20 protein-coding genes and 2 pseudogenes are annotated in these 16,097 nt (G+C 60.6%); 12 read left to right on the top strand and 10 right to left on the bottom strand.

Annotated elements, in window-relative coordinates; translation table 11 throughout:
• Positions 1-66: 66 nt before the first annotated feature.
• The 7 genes and pseudogenes from AC50YA_RS20365 to AC50YA_RS20335 all read right to left on the bottom strand — a co-directional run bounded on the left by AC50YA_RS20365 (position 67) and on the right by AC50YA_RS20335 (position 5,899).
• Positions 67-1,392: an MBL fold metallo-hydrolase gene (locus AC50YA_RS20365; protein WP_494984012.1), complete on the bottom strand. Its 1,326-nt coding sequence runs from the start codon at positions 1,390-1,392 to the stop codon at positions 67-69.
• Positions 1,393-1,430: 38 nt separating this feature from the next.
• Positions 1,431-2,225 carry an EAL domain-containing protein gene (locus AC50YA_RS20360; RefSeq protein WP_494984011.1) on the bottom strand — a complete coding sequence of 265 codons (795 nt, stop codon included), beginning with the start codon at positions 2,223-2,225 and terminating at the stop codon, positions 1,431-1,433.
• Between the two features lie 160 nt (positions 2,226-2,385).
• Positions 2,386-3,168: a diguanylate cyclase domain-containing protein gene (locus tag AC50YA_RS20355; protein ID WP_494984010.1), complete on the bottom strand. Its 783-nt coding sequence runs from the start codon at positions 3,166-3,168 to the stop codon at positions 2,386-2,388.
• 128 nt (positions 3,169-3,296) lie between these two features.
• Positions 3,297-3,882 (bottom strand): annotated as a pseudogene (locus tag AC50YA_RS20350) (recombinase family protein).
• 404 nt (positions 3,883-4,286) lie between these two features.
• On the bottom strand, positions 4,287-4,751 hold the full coding sequence (locus tag AC50YA_RS20345; protein WP_494984009.1) for a hypothetical protein: 465 nt from the start codon (positions 4,749-4,751) through the stop codon (positions 4,287-4,289).
• Positions 4,752-4,975: 224 nt separating this feature from the next.
• A complete protein-coding gene (locus AC50YA_RS20340; protein WP_494984008.1) occupies positions 4,976-5,308 on the bottom strand; it encodes a hypothetical protein in 333 nt (110 codons plus the stop codon).
• Between the two features lie 111 nt (positions 5,309-5,419).
• Positions 5,420-5,899: a hypothetical protein gene (locus tag AC50YA_RS20335; RefSeq protein ID WP_494984007.1), complete on the bottom strand. Its 480-nt coding sequence runs from the start codon at positions 5,897-5,899 to the stop codon at positions 5,420-5,422.
• 453 nt (positions 5,900-6,352) lie between these two features.
• Between AC50YA_RS20335 and AC50YA_RS20330 the strand changes: the two genes are divergently transcribed.
• The 5 genes from AC50YA_RS20330 (at position 6,353) to AC50YA_RS20310 (ending at position 9,618) form a co-directional block, all read left to right on the top strand.
• Complete coding sequence (locus AC50YA_RS20330; RefSeq protein WP_494984006.1) at positions 6,353-6,751, top strand: hypothetical protein; 399 nt, start codon at positions 6,353-6,355, stop codon at positions 6,749-6,751.
• A gap of 288 nt (positions 6,752-7,039) precedes the next feature.
• Complete coding sequence (locus AC50YA_RS20325; protein ID WP_494984005.1) at positions 7,040-7,693, top strand: hypothetical protein; 654 nt, start codon at positions 7,040-7,042, stop codon at positions 7,691-7,693.
• 38 nt (positions 7,694-7,731) lie between these two features.
• The gene (locus AC50YA_RS20320) at positions 7,732-8,175 is read left to right on the top strand and encodes an NUDIX domain-containing protein (RefSeq protein ID WP_494984004.1); all 444 of its coding nucleotides are present in this window, start codon (positions 7,732-7,734) and stop codon (positions 8,173-8,175) included.
• A 385-nt stretch (positions 8,176-8,560) separates the two neighbouring features.
• Complete coding sequence (locus AC50YA_RS20315) at positions 8,561-8,866, top strand: hypothetical protein (protein WP_494984003.1); 306 nt, start codon at positions 8,561-8,563, stop codon at positions 8,864-8,866.
• 170 nt (positions 8,867-9,036) lie between these two features.
• Positions 9,037-9,618, top strand: coding sequence for a recombinase family protein (locus AC50YA_RS20310; RefSeq protein ID WP_494984002.1), 582 nt, complete (start codon positions 9,037-9,039; stop codon positions 9,616-9,618).
• Positions 9,619-9,847: 229 nt separating this feature from the next.
• Here the strand turns inward: AC50YA_RS20310 and AC50YA_RS20305 are convergent, their stop codons facing one another.
• Both AC50YA_RS20305 and AC50YA_RS20300 read right to left on the bottom strand, forming a co-directional pair.
• Entirely contained in the window at positions 9,848-10,234 is a 387-nt protein-coding gene (locus tag AC50YA_RS20305; RefSeq protein WP_494984001.1) for a hypothetical protein, read from the bottom strand.
• A gap of 151 nt (positions 10,235-10,385) precedes the next feature.
• Positions 10,386-10,676, bottom strand: coding sequence for a DUF4287 domain-containing protein (locus AC50YA_RS20300; RefSeq protein WP_494984000.1), 291 nt, complete (start codon positions 10,674-10,676; stop codon positions 10,386-10,388).
• A gap of 111 nt (positions 10,677-10,787) precedes the next feature.
• On the opposite strand from AC50YA_RS20300, the gene AC50YA_RS20295 reads away from it, so the two are divergent.
• The 7 genes and pseudogenes from AC50YA_RS20295 to AC50YA_RS20265 all read left to right on the top strand — a co-directional run bounded on the left by AC50YA_RS20295 (position 10,788) and on the right by AC50YA_RS20265 (position 15,529).
• Complete coding sequence (locus AC50YA_RS20295) at positions 10,788-11,441, top strand: TetR/AcrR family transcriptional regulator (protein WP_494983999.1); 654 nt, start codon at positions 10,788-10,790, stop codon at positions 11,439-11,441.
• Positions 11,442-11,457: 16 nt separating this feature from the next.
• A complete protein-coding gene (locus AC50YA_RS20290) occupies positions 11,458-11,787 on the top strand; it encodes a cupin domain-containing protein (protein WP_459301892.1) in 330 nt (109 codons plus the stop codon).
• 155 nt (positions 11,788-11,942) lie between these two features.
• On the top strand, positions 11,943-12,554 hold the full coding sequence (locus AC50YA_RS20285; RefSeq protein WP_494983998.1) for an RNA polymerase sigma factor: 612 nt from the start codon (positions 11,943-11,945) through the stop codon (positions 12,552-12,554).
• Positions 12,551-13,561: a CU044_5270 family protein gene (locus AC50YA_RS20280; protein WP_494983997.1), complete on the top strand. Its 1,011-nt coding sequence runs from the start codon at positions 12,551-12,553 to the stop codon at positions 13,559-13,561. Before AC50YA_RS20285 ends, AC50YA_RS20280 begins: the two co-directional genes overlap by 4 nt.
• A gap of 732 nt (positions 13,562-14,293) precedes the next feature.
• Positions 14,294-14,582: pseudogene (locus AC50YA_RS20275) on the top strand (VOC family protein); the annotation flags it as partial.
• Between the two features lie 85 nt (positions 14,583-14,667).
• Complete coding sequence (locus AC50YA_RS20270; protein WP_494983996.1) at positions 14,668-15,279, top strand: hypothetical protein; 612 nt, start codon at positions 14,668-14,670, stop codon at positions 15,277-15,279.
• Positions 15,272-15,529: a helix-turn-helix domain-containing protein gene (locus AC50YA_RS20265; protein WP_494983995.1), complete on the top strand. Its 258-nt coding sequence runs from the start codon at positions 15,272-15,274 to the stop codon at positions 15,527-15,529. The genes AC50YA_RS20270 and AC50YA_RS20265 overlap by 8 nt, the downstream gene beginning before the upstream one ends.
• An 81-nt stretch (positions 15,530-15,610) precedes the next feature.
• Here AC50YA_RS20265 and AC50YA_RS20260 read toward each other — a convergent pair whose 3' ends face one another.
• Positions 15,611-15,793, bottom strand: a complete 183-nt coding sequence (locus AC50YA_RS20260) for a hypothetical protein (RefSeq protein WP_494983994.1) — start codon at positions 15,791-15,793, stop codon at positions 15,611-15,613.
• Between the last annotated feature and the right edge of the window lie 304 nt (positions 15,794-16,097).

Genomic DNA, 16,097 nt, shown 5'->3' with positions numbered 1-16,097 from the left:
AAAAATCGAGACCGGGGCCCGCCCGAGACCTGGGCGGAGACGCATCCTTATGATATCCCTCACAACTCAAGAAGGACCGTACTTCGCGTCCACATGAACTACCTGCCGGCCCGCGCGCTGCAGCAGGCTTGCCGCCACCCCGGAGCGGTATCCGGTGGCGCAGTGTACCCACACCGTCCCCGCCGGAATCTCGGCCATCCGCGCCAGCAGCTCATGCAGCGGGATGTTCACCGCGCCGGCGAGGTGGCCGGCGTCGTACTCATCCGTCCGGCGGACATCGAGCACTACGTCCCCGGCGCTTCGCCCGTGCAGCATTTCGTCCCAGCCCACACTCGGATAATCCACGACGGCGGTGCCCGGCGCGAGTGCCGACGGGTCCGTTCCGAGGGCGGCGTCGGGGGAGTCGATGCCGATGCGGGAGAGGTCACGGATGGCCTTTGCGACGTCCTCCACTGTTCCCACCAACGTCAGTTTTTGGTTCCAGGGCAGGACCCAGCCCAGGTAGGCGGTGAAACTGGAGCCGCGGCCGTACTCGAAACTCACCGAGCCCTGCAGGTGGCTGCTGGCGAAGGCGACCCGGTGGCGCAGGTCCACCACCCATTCGCCGTCCGCGAGCCGGCGGCTGAGTTCCTCCGGATCCACGGACTCCGGCACGGCGAGGTCCGCCGGGCCTGGACCCTGCCGGTTCACCGGGGCCATGTGCGCGTAGTAGGACGGGTAGGCGGTCAGGTTGTTGATGAGCTCCCGCACAAAGTGGTCCTCATCCGGATCCGTGAAGGCGTGGTTGGTTTCCTGCTGGGCGGCAATGGTGGACGAGCGGGCGCCGGACGCCGGCCCGGATGAACAGAACGAGCCGAATCCGTGCGTGGGGTAGAGGGCAGCATCCGGCTTGGCCTGGGCGGCCAGGCGGCGGACGGAGGAGTACTGGGCGCGGGTGAGCCGTTCGGTGTCCTCGCCGCTGACCAGATCAGTCCGGCCCACCGACCCGTACAGCAGGCTGCCGCCCGAGAATACGGCCTGCTCCCCGCCGTCGCTGACCACATAGCTGAGGTGGTGGTGGGTGTGGCCGGGCGTGGCCACGGCCATCATGGTGAGCCGGCCCACCTGGACCGTGCCGCCGTCGGCTATTGGTGTGCGCTCAAATTCGACGTCGTCGTTTGCGCTGACGAGATACGTGGCACCGTGCGCGCGGGCGAGGATGAGCCCGCCGGTGAGGTAGTCGTTGTGCAGGTGCGTTTCGGCAACGTGGGTGATGCGGACTCCGGCTTCCGCCGCAGCGGCTTCCACCCGGTCCGTGTCCCGCTGCGGATCGATGACCAGCGCCACCTCGCCGTCGTGGACCAGGTAGCTACGGTCCCCGAGCGGCCGCGTTTCGATGACAACAACGTCCATAGGTTCATTGTCCTCGCGCAGCCCGTTGTTGGCGCGGGTCAGGCGGTTGTTGGGCGCCGGGCCGCCAAGGCTGCCAGGGCGTCTTCCGCCTGCCGGCCGGCCAGCTCCAGCCGGTGGCCGGACTCGGGCAACGAGAACAGGTACCCCTGCAACGAGTCGCAATCCAGAGCGGTGAGGTAGTCGGCCTGCACGGCCGTTTCGACGCCTTCGGCGGTGACTGTCAGGCCCAGGCTGTGGGCCATGTTGATCATGGAGCTGAGGATGGGCAGGCGTTCCTGTCCCGTCCGCACCATGGACATAAACGTGCGGTCGATTTTCACTGTGTCCACCGGCAGGTCCTGCAGCCGGCCCAGCGACGAATAGCCCGTGCCGAAGTCATCCAGAGCCACCCGGACGCCGGCCTCGCGCAGGCTGCTGAGCTGCTGGATCAGGTCGCCGCCGGGGTCGAAAAGCACGCTTTCGGTGACTTCCAGGACCAGCTGGTACGCGCCCACACCGCAGGCTGCTGCCCGGCGGAGGACGCCGTCGGCAAAATTCGCTTCCTGCAGCTGCATGCCGGACACGTTGACCGCAAGCGACCGCGACAGGTCCTCGCGCAGCCACGGCGCCAGCTGCACCAGGCTGAGCCCCATCACCTCGTTGCCGATTTCGCTGATCAGGCCGCTGCGCTCCGCCATCGGGATAAAGACCGACGGCGGGATGCGCTCGCCGGCGTGGTCCCACCGTGCCAGCGCCTCGAACTGGACCGTTAGCCCGATCCGCGGCGAGACAATCGGCTGAAAGGCCACGGTGATCTCGCCGCGGGTGACGGCGAGCTGCAGTCCCGCTTCCATCTGTCTGCCTCACGGAGCAACTCTGAGGCGACCATCGCCTCCTTACCGAAAGGCGAGCCCCAGGCTGAGGCTCGGCCGCAGCACCGTCCCGTTGATGGTCACGGGCACATGCAGGCAGCGCACAATGCACGCCGCAATGGTGTCGGTGTCGGGCAGGCAGTCAACAGCACCACAAACTCGTCGCCCCGAGGCGGGCCACCACGTCCGCTGTGGGGACGCAGCCGCGCAGCCGGCGTGCCACCTCCACCAGCATGTCATCGCCTGCCAGGTGCCCCAGGATGTCGTTGACTTCCTTGAAATCGTCCAGGTCAATGAGCAGGACATCGACGGTCTTGAGGCGTGGTTCGGTGAGCGCCGCATTGAGCGACTGGTTGAATACTGCCCGGTTGGCCAGCCCGGTCAGCGGATCCTGGAACGCAAGGGCTCTCAGCTGTTCGGCCTGGGGCGCCAGCTCAGTCAGGGCCTGCTCGGCCTGCTCCTGCGCCTGCCGGCGCGGGGTGACGTCCCGGAAACTCCACACCCGGCCTGCGATCCTCTCGCCCACCCGTTGGGGCCGCGAATACCGTTCCAAGGTCCGGCCGTCCCGGAAGTCCAGCACGTCGTGGCTTTCGGCCCCCGGGTTCTCCGCAACTTCAGTGAGCCGGGCCATAAACGCCACCGGATTCGTAACCTGGGAGATGATCAGCCGCATGACGGGCTCGTCGCTATCGCCGTCCACGAGGTCAGGCGGAATGCCCCACATTTTCAGGAACTGGTCATTGAAGCCGGCAACACTGCCGTCGGTGCTGATCACCAGGATGCCGTCCGCGGTGGATTCCAGCGTGGCCGTCAGCAGGGACATGGCCTCGCGAAGGTCGGCGTCAGCACTCTTGCGGTGTTCCGTGCTCCGGACTGAGACCAGCAAAACCTGTGAGCCGCCGTCGTCCAGCAGTGAGCCTGCCACCTCTGCCGCGAACTCTGTACCGTCCCGGTGCAATCCATAGACTTGGGGTCTGAGGAGGATCGGTACGGAAATTCACGTTTAGGGGCGCCGGTGCGAATTCCGGCTTTGGATGGCGGAATCTCTCGGTTCTAGGCGGTGGCGTCGCCTGCGCGTTTGATGGCGCGGTAGACGGTTGAGGGGGCTACCGCGAAGAGTTCGGCGAGTTCCACCGTGGTGTGCGTCCCTGCTCGGTGAACGGAGACCAGGTGGGCTTCCTGTGTTTTGGAGAGTTTGGGCTGTTTCCCCCGGAGGCGGCCCTTTGCCTTGGCGACGGCCATGCCCTCCCGGGTCCGTGCCCGGATCAGTTCGGCTTTCGAATTCTGCAACCATGGCCAGGACGTTGAAGAGAATCCGGCCCATGGGATCGGTGGGGTCATGGACGGAGCCGCCGATGCTCAGCTTGACTTCGCTGCGGGTGAGTTCGTCGACAATGTCTTTCGCATCGCGCAGCGACGGGGCCAGGCGGTCGAGTTTGGTCAGGACCAGGGTGTCCCCCTCACGGCAGGCGGCCAGCGCTTCCCTGAGCCCGGGCCGTGCCCGGTTGGCGCCGGTCAGGCCTTGGTCGGTGAACGTCTTCGCCGGCGTCACTCCCAGAGCGACCAGGGCATTCTTCTGGGCAGTGAGGTCTTGGTCGTTCGTGGATACGCGGGCGTATCCGATGAGGAGTCCGGGCATGGTGTTGAATGTACCGTTTGTCCCCCGTTCACCGGGCATTTTTGCGGGCGGGTCTTACGGGAATCGACCGACCCCGGAAACGCGGCGATCGTTGTCATTTTCCGAAGACGAGTGCACAGATGTCCGAAGTCGAGTACACAGACCATTTTCTTCAACAGTGGACCGCACGGAATTTCCGAAGTCGTCAGCACACTCCGTCATTCTATGTTCTGAAAACCTTGATTTCCTGCGGGTTCGGGGAGGACCGTTGGTTACGGCCGGGCTCTCGGCGTCTTTCATGCCGCCGAATTAAGTCTGCCAATCTCCTCTGCGTCTGTTGGACAGGAATGGGAGACAGCTTGTGTCGGCCGGTTCCGTGGTCCCGTTTGGGGAACACTAAGCGGACAGTCTTAGAGGGGCCTGAGTTACGAGAACACCAGGTTCAAGGTAAGCAACAGAATCCCAGTGGAGAAGAGCAAAACGCTGAAACCAGTTCCGATGGACTCCATGGCCTTTATTTGCCGTTGCGCTTCATCCTGCTGGGGTCGGCGACGGCCCAACATCGTCATAGCGATTTGGTATTGATACCGCGCTATGTCTCTGCGAAATACAAACCAAATCGCAGAGAAGAGAAGAAGGATCAGCCCAAATCCGTTCGTGTTCGCGGTGCCCGGAGGCAATCCGAGCCCGTATATCGCAAGCAAATAAATGCCCGCGGCGGCCGCCAGGCACAAAGCCAACTGCAACCGGCGACGTTTGCCGAACGTTCGGCGGGGATCCGTCCAACCCTGGCGGCTTGCCCTGCGCTCAAGAGTCCGTATCCATAGAAAGGTTCCTATGCCTCCGACAATGAAGAAGGCGGCGAAGACGACTAACAAGGGCTCGCGCATAGTGCTGACATTATCTTGGCTGGCTGCTGAAAGGGCTGAGGCTAATGCCTCAAACGGCGCAGCGGTGACTGACGCAGACGTCGTGGTTATGTCGTTCCTTAGAGGAACCCTCTACGGGACACGCTCAATCGTGTGTTGCGCCGTCACTCGGGGTAGTGGTTTTATCCGCCCTGCGGCACCGTCGTCTTGGGCGCCGAAAGGAACTTATTGTGCCCCGTTTTGAATCAGCTTCTTGGACTTGTGATGGATACTTCGCCACTGCCGATGCTCGGCTTGAGGCAGTCAGCAATCCGTTCGGCGTCTTCTTGTGTCGCTGTCTCGAGCAGCTTGATACTCAGGTGCGTGGAAGGCAAATCTGCCGATTCGATCGACTGTTCTATGAGCGGGTCTTCGAAGCAGTGCTCGATTGCGGCACCGTCTCTCGATCCGAGCACCGATACATGCCAACGATCCGACATTCCTGGGGTGATGCTTGTTTCGCCTGATGCCGTCCCGCAGCTTCCCAGGGCCACGGGCAAAAGGAACAAACCCATCCAACGGCGCGTCTGTCGCTTCATTCAATGACCCCTTCCTCAGATCCCAGCCTGACCAGAGCATACGCTCAACCCGTAAGTTCCCACGGTTTCATTTGGGGAACCTTGAACGGAACAAATCTTGGTGCCAGACCCTCAGTTTGAGAATGTCGCCTGCCTGGCCAGAGCGACACCGGATTCGCTCATTTCGTCCGCAAGCTTCAACACGTCGTACATCCCCAGCTGCATTTCCTTGCTGAACGCGGTAATACGAGTTCCTTTATCGGTCGCATCGATAACGAAATGAATGCGGGGTTGTTGCTTCAGATGCTTGGCAGCGTCACCATGGCGCCAGTCCCCGTGCCACTCTCGGCCGATTTCCACCCAGACATCAGACCGCGCAACCTTCGTGACCAAGCCCGGTTGGTCAAACGCCCTTGCCAAGACATCCACGGCATCCTGCTGGGATAAGCCAGTGGTCCATTGCTCCTCATTCCGGAAGTGGTGCCTGCCAGGGCCAAACTGCAGCATGATCACTAGGGCCACCAGATTGGGCCCCAACGCAATTGCATCCACCTGATCAGGATCAGCGAGCAGCAACCAGGCAAACGCCCCAATGGTGAACAGAACAACCATGAGGAGGAAGGCTCTCCTCCATCTGCTCGGAACAAGTACTAGCTCCCCGGTCCCAAACCTGCCGACGGCAAGGAAGGTTCCTAGCCCGATACTGAGGAGCGCCTGTACCACGGCGATGATGGTTGGAAGTATGTCAGTTCTTGGATCCGGTCCAGCAACTAGGACGATAATCACCGATAGGACGGCGAGTCCGGCCATGACCAGGCCCGCACCAATCCGGATCCTTCTATCGCGCCCCGATGTGTCCATGGACCACTGTCAGCGAGACGTTGTCCTCGTGTCAACGTGGGAATCGGTTCAATCCTGTTCCCGGACCCTCTGCTGAGTTCTACGCCACAATGATTCAGCTTCTCCGGGCTGACCCAATTCGGGACCCATAAGCGGGACGCCGTTCCCGTTCTCCTAGTGATAGCCCTCGGTGTAATGATGTGGCTAACAAAAGAGGAGAATATGATGAACGCTACCGTCCAAGCACCGTTGCCTAACGCGATCTTTCTCGTGTTGGGATCTGAGAAAGCAACGCTTCCGGATGTCACTGCAGAAGGTCTCGTATGGGCGAGTGAGGACGCTCTCATCATCGGTGGGACGAACGACATGGACGGCGACACCACAATTCATGTCGCTGGACAGGCGCCCACTCAGGAACTCATCCCGCTCGCTCCACAAGTAATCCGGTGCTCTGCGGGTCAATTGACGTTGGAGACGGTATATGGCGAGAGGCTTTCGCAATATGAGGTTCCGGCTGGCTCAGCAAAGATTGGCATCTGGGTCGATGACCTTCGGGAACCGGGTATTGTTCACCTGCAAGTCACCGAGCAGTTAGATCGCCCTGCCAACTCTTGGGACCGCTAGTCCCAACCTCGCCCCTTTGATAACCCTGACCGGGCGGAAAACTCAGGCCTTTTCGGACCCTGTCCCGCCGGCGTGGAAGACGCCCGAGGGGTCCTCGCCCCGGCTGGACCCGTTCAAGCCCGCAATCGCTGCCTGGTGCTGAACAGGGTGCCCCTATGTTTTTCATCAAGTAGCGTGCTGTTGGCTTCTGGGTGTAGATAGTTCAGGATTTGAGCATCAGGTTCAGTGGCATTGGCGGAGGACAGCCGGGCCCTTGCACCACTACTCGTGCTCAGGGGGAAGCGGACGATGAGCGGAATCGACGATCTCATACCCAAGTCCGACGACCGTTGGACCACCGCCACAAGACGAGCGCAAGGCATTTCAGACCTGGGCCTCGGCGGTGCCCTGAAGACCTATTACACGCTCTATTTACCGGCCGGGCTGATCATCCTTGTCACGGCGGGGACCGTCGGCGGGATGCTGGCCTTCGGAGGCGGCCCGGCTGACTGGCCGTCCTTTTTGCTGTTCGGATTCTTCCTTGCAGTGCTGGGTGCCGCCATCGGTGGACCCATTTACAACGCGAAGAAGGTCGCGCCTGCAGCGGAGCTGGGCAGGATCGACGTGCTGCTCTCGCTGGAGGACGAAGAGCGCAAGGACATCCGGCGCCAGATTCTCGGGAAGACACCCGTTGACCCGGAGCATCTTGTCGTCTCGCAGGCCGCCGCCGTGCAACTGCGAAAGAATCTCGCCACACAGCTCATCTGGATGTCCGTGTTCCCGCTTGTATTCATTCCCCAAGTCATACGAGGAGCCGGGTTCATCTCATGGTTCATGGCGGCTGGCGTGCTTGTCATGGTGATTGGGGCGATGTACGTTGTCCGGGACTTCCAGCGGGCTGGTCGGTTCCTTGACCGCACGGCAGAGCCGGGCGCTCAGGGCGTAAAGGGACCACTGGAGTGACCCGTTCGAGGATCCCTGACCGGACACGAAGCGAACCTATGATCGAATCCATGCAATTGATCAGAAATCTTGCCGTCGGGCTGCCTGTCCGCGATGGATATGTTCTTGTGTTGGGTGCAACAGATTCGGTGAAAGGCGAGGCGTTCTACAGGGCAATCGGAGGTGGCATCGAGTTCGGGGAGACTGCCGAGGTAGCCCTGCAGCGGGAGTTTGAAGAGGAGCTCGGGGTGGCTTTGGAAACGGTGCAGCTGCTCGGTGTCCTGGAGAACATCTTCGAATACGAAGGGCTCGCCGGCCACGAAATTGTGCATGTCTTCGCCGTGACATCCAAAGAACTAGACGTCATCCCGATCGATGCCGAGCTACACGTTCTCGATGAGGGCAGCCCTGTTGGCTGGAAGCGCATCAGCAATATCGACCGCCCGCTCTACCCGACCGGGGCGTTGCAGATGGTTCTGAACCAGGCTCCGGCTCACCCCTGACGATAGCTGTGATATTCGCCCATGAGAAGCAAGAAAGAACCCGTTGAAGCTGCCCTGGGCGCCATCAACTCCGCAGTTGAAGAGCCACGCTGGAAGTGCCCGGTAAAGGAACCTCTACGGGACGTGGTCGGCTACAGCATGCCACATTATTGAGGCGGAGCCTTGCGGAGACAAGCGGTCAACAGCGCCTACAGATACGCGAAGTTGGACAGGGCCAGACGCATAATGCTCAACGCAGGGATCAATTCCTTGGCGGTGCCCGCAGGTCTTGGCAGCGGCATCAAAGACTTTACCAAAGGTAATCTGGGGAACGAGTGCAACAACCTGGCGAGTATGTTTACTGTCCCGACCGAAACGGGCCCGGAGGATTAGGAGGACCGCTCGCATGAATAACCGGACCAGCAAGACGACTTGGCAAGCTGTGTATTCGATGTTCGGACCATATGCAATCGCTAATCTCATCATGCTCATAGTTATCATCGTGGCCGTCGTGTTCCAGCCCAAATTTGGTGATCCCAACAGCTATTGGCCCGCCGCCATCGAGGCGGGATTACTACTGGTAGCAGGCATCTTCGTCGTAAAGGGAACGCTCCGGTTGAGGCAGGTCCGCAAATCGGCGAGGGAGGACAAGCGACGTATCTCAGCTGGGCTTCCCCTTGACCCAGAAGAGCCTGAAGACACAAAAGCATAAGTGGCGTCGGCCTCAGCGTTCGGCCGTCCCGCAAGCCGGTCGTTCAGCGGTGCAAGCGCCACCCAAAATTTCCGGAACACGATCGCCGCGTTTCCGCGGCCGGCCGATTCCCGTATGCCCCGCCCGCAAAAATGCCCGGTGACGGGGGGCTAAACGGTACATTCAACACCATGACCGAACTCCTCATCGGATACGCCCGCGTATCCACGAACGACCAAGACCTCACCGCCCAGAAAAACGCCCTGGTTGCTCTTGGGGTGACCCCGGGGAAGACGTTCACAGACCAGGGCCTCACCGGCACCAACCGGGCGCGGCCCGGACTCAGAGAAGCGCTGGCCGCCTGCCGGGCCGGGGACACCCTGGTCGTGACCAAACTCGACCGTCTTGCCCGGTCGCTGCGCGATGCAAAGGACATCGTTGACGAACTCACCCGCCGCGAAGTCAAGCTCAGCATCGGCGGCTCCGTCCACGACCCCACCGATCCCGTAGGCCGGCTCCTCTTTAACGTCCTGGCCATGGTCGCCGAATTCGAAGCCGACCTGATCCGCGCACGGACCCGGGAAGGTATGGCGGTCGCCAAGGCAAAGGGCCGCCTACGAGGGAAACAGCCCAAGCTTTCCAAAAAACAGGAAGCACACCTGGTCTCCGTTCACCGAGCAGGGACACACACGACGGTAGAGCTCGCCGAACTCTTCGCGGTGGCGCGCTCAACCGTCTACCGTGCCATCAAACGCGCAGGCGACCCCGCCTGACGGCTTAGCGTGAATTTCCCTACCGATCCTCCTCGGACGCCGTATCGCACGGCGCCACCGAGACTTGTGCAGAGGACTTCGGACATTTCGTGCACTCGTCTTCGGAAAATGACAATCGTGATCCGGAAATTTTGGATGTCGCTTGCGCCGGTGAAGGACCGGCTTACGGGACGTTGCTGCAGGGGCCCTCTGATGCCTCTGGTTGGCCGTCTGATGCGTCGAGTCCTATTCAGCTCACCAGCGCAGGGTTCCCACTTAGAAATTGGATATGAACTGCTGAGGATTCTCTTGGATCGTCTCCCCAGACTCGCACCGAAAAATCCTGGGCTCCCAGCTGAAAAGTTGCCAAGGATTCGATGTAGACGTTCCAAACTTCTAGCTTTTGTCGACTTGAATGCAGGACATCCTGAAACAAGAGGGTCATGGGATTCGTAGGTGGACCGTCGCTCACTGTGAAATGCACCTGCCCTTCCGCGTCGTGAAGTACGGCTTGAGCGACCATGCTTTTTGTCCGCCAGAGGTTTGCTATGCCATCGATATCCGGAACTTCGGGATCATCCTCTAGTACGAGGTACATCAAGGCATTAGGGAAGGGCGTGGTCAGTTCAAACATCATGTGTCTTCCTAGCGATCCTGTGTGGCTGTGACCTGTTTATCAGATAGAAGTCCAGACTCACGTCGGCGCCCACCACTGGCCCCGCGCGGTCAGATTCGAAATGAACCCGCTGAGGGTTCGGCCTGCGGGCACGTCAGGTGCGGACGAACGCTTACGCGGGCCGGTTGGTCTGGCCATCCAGCCACAGTTCGGTGGACTCGTCTCGGTGAGTTCCCCCCGAACCAACGTGTTTTTCGCTGATGGTGGGTCCGTTCTTGACGATGTGAACGATGGCCATCGCGTGTCCGCGCCCGAGTCCGTATTCTTCTTTGAGCCAGTCGACGATGGCCCCGGCTTTGATTGGTTCTTTGTCCAGTTCGCGGTCATGTGCCAGCGCGAGGAGTTCCCGTGGCGTGAGGCCAGTTTTGTCTTCGATCGTGTTGAGGTATGCCTGAAATGACATTGTTCTAGCTCCGATGTTGTGGTCGACTATGGGCGCCCGGTCTACGCGACTGGTACTAGACGGCACTGTATTCGATCGGTACGGTACTGTCTAGTACCAAGGAGGTTCGCGATGCAACCCAACTATGAAGAAGGCCATGCGTCCCGGCGCGGCGAGGAAAAACGGCAGCAGATCCTCGATGCGGCCCTGACACTGTTCGTCGCCAACGGCTATGTCGGCACGAGCACCGACCAAATCGCTGCGGCCTCATCGGTGTCCAAACAGACGATCTACAAGTACTTCGCTGACAAAGAGGGGCTCTTCACCGCGCTCATCACTGACGTGAGCGACCGCATCCACAATCCATTCGACGAACTCACCGACGCAATGCGTTCTGCCCCGGATGCCGAAACTGCGATCAAGCTCCTCGCCGAGCAATTCACCCGTTCTATCATGAACCCGCGAGTGCAGGAGATCCGACGCCTAGTCCTCGCCGAGGCAACCCGCTTCCCGGATCTGGGACGTTTGTATTGGCAACGAGGCTTCGAGAGGGTGCTCAAATCAGTGACGAACTGTCTCCGGCTCGTGGCCGAGCGCGAGCTGCTGTCAATTTCACAGCCGTCGGTTGCCGCGCAGCACCTCACGGGAATGCTCCTCTGGATCCCGAGCAACCGGGTCATGTTCTGCGGCCCGGCTAGCGGATTCGACGCAGACGAGCTAACGCAGCTCATAGACCTCGGAGTCGAGGCCTTCATCTCCGCCTACCGTTCCGAGACAAAGGGCTAGCCCCATGCTAAATAAAGTGAAAGGATCCAACCTCGTGATCGGGGCCGGCCGCACGATCAAGTTCGAAGGCGAGGACTACGGTTCAGGCATCTCGTTTTTCCTTGTGGACAATGAACAGGGCCAGGGCCCCGATCTGCACCGTCACCCATACAGCGAGACCTGGGTCGTCCTCGAGGGTGAAGCCATCGTCACTGCCGACGGCAGAGAAACCCCCGCATCGGTCGGCGACATTCTGGTCGTCGAAGCCGAAACGGCGCATCAGTTTCGCGCGACGGGCGAGGGGCGGCTGCGAATGATGTGCATTCATGCATCGCCGCGTTTCCAGCAAGAGAATCTAGAAACGTGATGAGCAATGTTGATTAGCGCACCCTAGCTCTCCTCGAAAGGCCGTCCCGTAGACCGTTCCTCTTCTGAACGGTGGAAAGCCGCCATTTTGTTTGTCGGGCCAAAAGTTGTCGCGCAAAACATGGAACCTTCCCCTGTGTGCGGACACTATGGGGTATGGGCGGAGATTTGGAAGGGACGGACGAGGTTCTTTGGAGGCTCGTCGTTAATGGGGACGGTGATGCCTTTGGCGCACTGTTTGACCGTCACCGGGACAGGGTTCTGCATCACTCCCTGAGGATCGTCGGCTCCGCTCATGCAGCCGAGGACATCACGGCGATGGTGTTTTATGAGGCGTGGCGTCGTCGTGAATACGTGCGCATGGTCAACGGCTCCATTGTTGCCTGGCTGCTGGTCACCGCGAACAACACCATCCGGAACGATCTGCGCCAACGCCGGCGGTACAGGAACTTTCTGGACCGGCTCCCGCCCCCGGCCAATAGCCCCGATATTGCCGAGGCGTTCGCCGACGAGGACCAGCAGGAGTTTGAGGCCGCGACGTTAGACCAGGCCTTTGCACGGCTGCGCCAAGCGGACCGCAACGTGCTGACCCTTTGTGTGGTTGAAGAAATGAGCATCCGAGAAGCCGCGAAAGCACTCGGCATCCCCGAAGGCACCGTGAAATCCAGACTAAACCGGGCCAAAACACGGCTCGGAAACCTATATGACGAAGTTTCCAGCACGTATGCGATTGACCGTCAGGCAACGCATGGACGGAGGCCACAATGAAGACACACCAATTTCAGCCCGATAGAAGCGATGCGCTTCGCCGGCAGCTCGTGGGGATGCCGGCGCAAGAGTTCCCCCGGAGACGGCCGACTGGGAGCTCGGCGGAGCCTTCGGCCGAGCTGGCGTACATCGATCATGATCCTCTTCGCAAACCACACCGCACGCGCCGCGTGGTGCTCACGATGGCTGCAGCCAGTCTGGGCGTGATCGTCCTGGGGCAGACTAATTTGTCGATCCAGAGCGCCCACGCGGCCAGCCTCCTGCGGTCTGCAGCTGAACAGACGATGACCTTCTCCGACCCAACCCCGGGCCCAGGCGAGTACTTGCGGATTCACACCCACGCCAACTGGCTCATGGGCCGAAGCGACGGCGCAGGAAATGCGGTGTTCGCCATGAACGCCCAGACCATCGACGTCTACGTTCCCGGAGACCCGTCAAGGGACTGGGTTCTGGACCGCGACTGGGGAGCCGCCGCCCCGAGACCCGGTCAGAAGGACACCATCCACGCGCCAGATGGCAAGTTCTACGGGATGCCGTGGACCCTGATCGATGAGCAGGAAATACGGGACCTGCCCCGCGACGGCAAGGCCCTGATCGACCACTTCAACGCCCAATATCGGGGAGGGTCAGCCTCCCGGGACGAGGACAACTTCGTGCGCATCACGGACCTGCTGCGGACAGGCTTGATTCCCGCCGACCTACGCGCGGGCCTCTACAAGGCACTGGCGTTAATCCCGGGCGTGAACGCGAGTGAACAGACCAACTTTGACGGGAAGCCAGGGATCGCTATCGGTCGATCGGAGCCGCTCCGCGCCGGACAACGCGATGAAATCATCATTGACCCGGACACTGGCCTGGTCATCGGGGAACGCACCGTGATGACTTATGCAGCCTTCGGACTTGGCACCAATAATCTTATGGGCCACACCGCCATCGACTACAACATTGTTGGCGCCGTACCGCCCGCCAACCAGCCAGCCCAGCAGGCCGGAGGACCAATGAAGTGACGCACCAACACACAGCCACCAAGGCGGGACCTGACCGGCGGGCACTCCTTGCTCTCTTCTCTGCGTTCACAACGGCCCTGCTCTGGTGGATCGGCATCGTCGGCGTCATAACCACCGGAGGCGGCGGACTCATATTCCTGACCATTCCAGTCATGGCAACCATCGGAACCATCATGGTCGGACGTCGACGCAGGCACCCCTCGCTTATCCCCGCGGTGCAACGACGGCGCAGACACAGGAACGTGGCCCTATCCGGCGCCCATCATTCGTTTGTCATCCTGTGGGCATTTACGACTGCCTTGCTGTGGTGGATTGGCATCGCCGGTGTAATCAGCACAGGAGGAGGAGCTCAGGTCTTCCTGACAGTTCCAGCCCTCGCGAGCATTGGGACACTCATCATCGCCCTCCGTCCCCGCCACGGAAGAACCACGAGCCCGAGAAGTTAGCTGCCTTCCACGGTCGACCAAACCTAACAGAGCACAATCAGTGAGGAATTGTCCCGTAGAGGGTTCCCCTTGCGGACAAGCAATTGCCGTGCAGGCGACTTTGGACATTTCGTGCAGTCGAGTTCGGAAAATGACAATCGTGATCTGGAAATTTTGGGTGGCGCTTGCGCCGGTGAAGGACCGGCTACTGAGACAGGTCAAAAGATCCTCTGATTGCCCGGGGCTTGTTCAATCGGGTCCCCTGCCGCTACTGGAGCTATACGGCCGGCTCGGTAACGTGCAACGCATGGCCATCAAATTTGAGAGCGTCGGCATCGCCGTTGGCGACCTCGAAGCAAACGATCTCCTTTTTCACAGACCTCGGTCTGACGGTCGTCGGCCGTGACACGGTCAGTGGCGAGTGGACCGAGACTGCCGTCGGCCTTGACGGCAACCACGCCAAAATAGCGATGCTCCAAACGCCAGACGGTCACGGTCGCCTTGAGCTCTTCGAGTACATTCACCCCGAAGCGATCGAGTCAGAGCCCACTCGTCCCGACGAGATTGGCATGCACCGCGTCGCGTTCTCAGTCGAGATAACGAATTGAACCGACCTCTTGTGTGACCCTGTTCACCAACATATCGTCTATCAATAACATCGGTAATCAATAAAGGAGCATCATGGACAAGGCAGTCTGGAAGCGCCGCGGAGCTACTACAGCCGCGATTACCGGAGTCACCGCCCTGGGCGGTGCCATGATCGCGGGATCAGTTTTACCGCCCTGGCCAATGCTTTCCAACCAATACTTCGGTCAGAACTCACCGATCGGCAACTTCGTCCAGGGCGTGTTCGGGTATCCCATCGAGGGTCTCTTTACGTCTGCGCCTGTCGTTGCAAATACGCCTCTGCACATCGTGCTGTTGGAAGCGGCGCCGCCTGTCGTACAGGCAGTCATCCTCGCAGTCCTGACCTTCGCGATGGCCCGCCTCCTGGCGGGGATCGCTAGCGGCGATTCGTTCGCCCCCTCGGTCCGCAGCTCGCTGACGCTGCTGAGTGTGACCGCGGTGCTTGGAGCCCTGGTTCACTTCGGCGTGGGATTGCTTGCCTGGAGCATTTGCAAGCCATGGCTGGACTCGGTCAGCACGTTGCCGATCAATGATCTCGTCTACGGTCGGCCGCCTTTTCCCGACTGGCCGGTAACGCTCCTGATCATCGGAATACTGGCTGCTGCCTTCCGGGTCGCGTTCCGCGACGGCGCGAATCTGAGGGAGGAAGTTGTCGGAATTGTCTGAGCGAAAAGAAGAACAGCACCGCATCGCCTGCCATCTCGATAACGTACTGCGGGACCGCGGCGTGACCTTGACCGAGCTTGCCCGGCGGACCGGGATCACGATAGCGAACCTGTCCATCCTCAAAACCAACAAGGCCAGGGCTATCCGCTTCTCGACCCTCACGGCTGTCTGCGAAGCGCTCGACACCGAACCAGCCGAACTTTTCAGCTTCTCCCGGAGTGAGACCTTTCCGGTGAGCGCCAAAAGTTGACCCGCCTGATAGAAGGCCGGTTGCAGCACGCGACCGATGACCTTGAAGAAGATGGTTGGACCAAAATCAGCGATAACTTGCTCATACGATAGGGGTCGTCCGCTGAGGGTTCCGCTTGCGGGCGGTGGACAGGGCCCGACGGGCGTTGGCCCTGGACCACCCGGTGACGGCGACGAGCTCGTCCAGAATCAACCCCTTGGCGCTCTTCGAGGACTTCGCATAATCGCTTGCGTACTTCTTCGTGATTTCCCTACGCGTTGCCATCGACAGGTCCATCCCTCATCGTCACCGCCGCGCCCGTAGCGGCCCGTGATTTCGCGAGCGTTTCTCAAATGAGGCATGCACCCCACTTCGCGAGCACTATTGGTGAGTCTCGTCGCGCTCTGTTCTTCGAATAGCGAGAGACGTAGGCTAAGGCCACCATCCGGAGCCCGCAGAAGCTGAGGGAACATTATGACCATTGTCAACTGCAACTTTGAACTGACCAGTGGCTGCAGTTTGTGTTGACCGGTGGCTGCAATGGACTGACCGGTGGCGGCAAGTAGTTTTGAACACTGGTCAGGCGCCT

It is taken from the genome of Pseudarthrobacter sp. RHLT3-21 (assembly GCF_059383495.1).
This window is presented reverse-complemented; position numbering and strand designations above follow the sequence as displayed.

Bases quoted from the DNA above. Each gene is read 5' to 3' on its own strand.
- AC50YA_RS20300 (WP_494984000.1), bottom strand. From the start codon at position 10,676: ATGTCATTTCAGGCATACCTCAACACGATCGAAGACAAAACTGGCCTC.
- AC50YA_RS20345 (WP_494984009.1), bottom strand. From the start codon at position 4,751: ATGCGCGAGCCCTTGTTAGTCGTCTTCGCCGCCTTCTTCATTGTCGGA.
- AC50YA_RS20320 (WP_494984004.1), top strand. From the start codon at position 7,732: ATGATCGAATCCATGCAATTGATCAGAAATCTTGCCGTCGGGCTGCCT.
- AC50YA_RS20280 (WP_494983997.1), top strand. From the start codon at position 12,551: ATGAAGACACACCAATTTCAGCCCGATAGAAGCGATGCGCTTCGCCGG.
- AC50YA_RS20315 (WP_494984003.1), top strand. From the start codon at position 8,561: ATGAATAACCGGACCAGCAAGACGACTTGGCAAGCTGTGTATTCGATG.
- AC50YA_RS20360 (WP_494984011.1), bottom strand. From the start codon at position 2,225: ATGGAAGCGGGACTGCAGCTCGCCGTCACCCGCGGCGAGATCACCGTG.
- AC50YA_RS20260 (WP_494983994.1), bottom strand. From the start codon at position 15,793: ATGGCAACGCGTAGGGAAATCACGAAGAAGTACGCAAGCGATTATGCG.
- AC50YA_RS20270 (WP_494983996.1), top strand. From the start codon at position 14,668: ATGGACAAGGCAGTCTGGAAGCGCCGCGGAGCTACTACAGCCGCGATT.
- AC50YA_RS20285 (WP_494983998.1), top strand. From the start codon at position 11,943: ATGGGCGGAGATTTGGAAGGGACGGACGAGGTTCTTTGGAGGCTCGTC.
- AC50YA_RS20295 (WP_494983999.1), top strand. From the start codon at position 10,788: ATGCAACCCAACTATGAAGAAGGCCATGCGTCCCGGCGCGGCGAGGAA.
- AC50YA_RS20310 (WP_494984002.1), top strand. From the start codon at position 9,037: ATGACCGAACTCCTCATCGGATACGCCCGCGTATCCACGAACGACCAA.
- AC50YA_RS20305 (WP_494984001.1), bottom strand. From the start codon at position 10,234: ATGATGTTTGAACTGACCACGCCCTTCCCTAATGCCTTGATGTACCTC.
- AC50YA_RS20340 (WP_494984008.1), bottom strand. From the start codon at position 5,308: ATGAAGCGACAGACGCGCCGTTGGATGGGTTTGTTCCTTTTGCCCGTG.
- AC50YA_RS20365 (WP_494984012.1), bottom strand. From the start codon at position 1,392: ATGGACGTTGTTGTCATCGAAACGCGGCCGCTCGGGGACCGTAGCTAC.
- AC50YA_RS20330 (WP_494984006.1), top strand. From the start codon at position 6,353: ATGAACGCTACCGTCCAAGCACCGTTGCCTAACGCGATCTTTCTCGTG.
- AC50YA_RS20325 (WP_494984005.1), top strand. From the start codon at position 7,040: ATGAGCGGAATCGACGATCTCATACCCAAGTCCGACGACCGTTGGACC.
- AC50YA_RS20335 (WP_494984007.1), bottom strand. From the start codon at position 5,899: ATGGTTGTTCTGTTCACCATTGGGGCGTTTGCCTGGTTGCTGCTCGCT.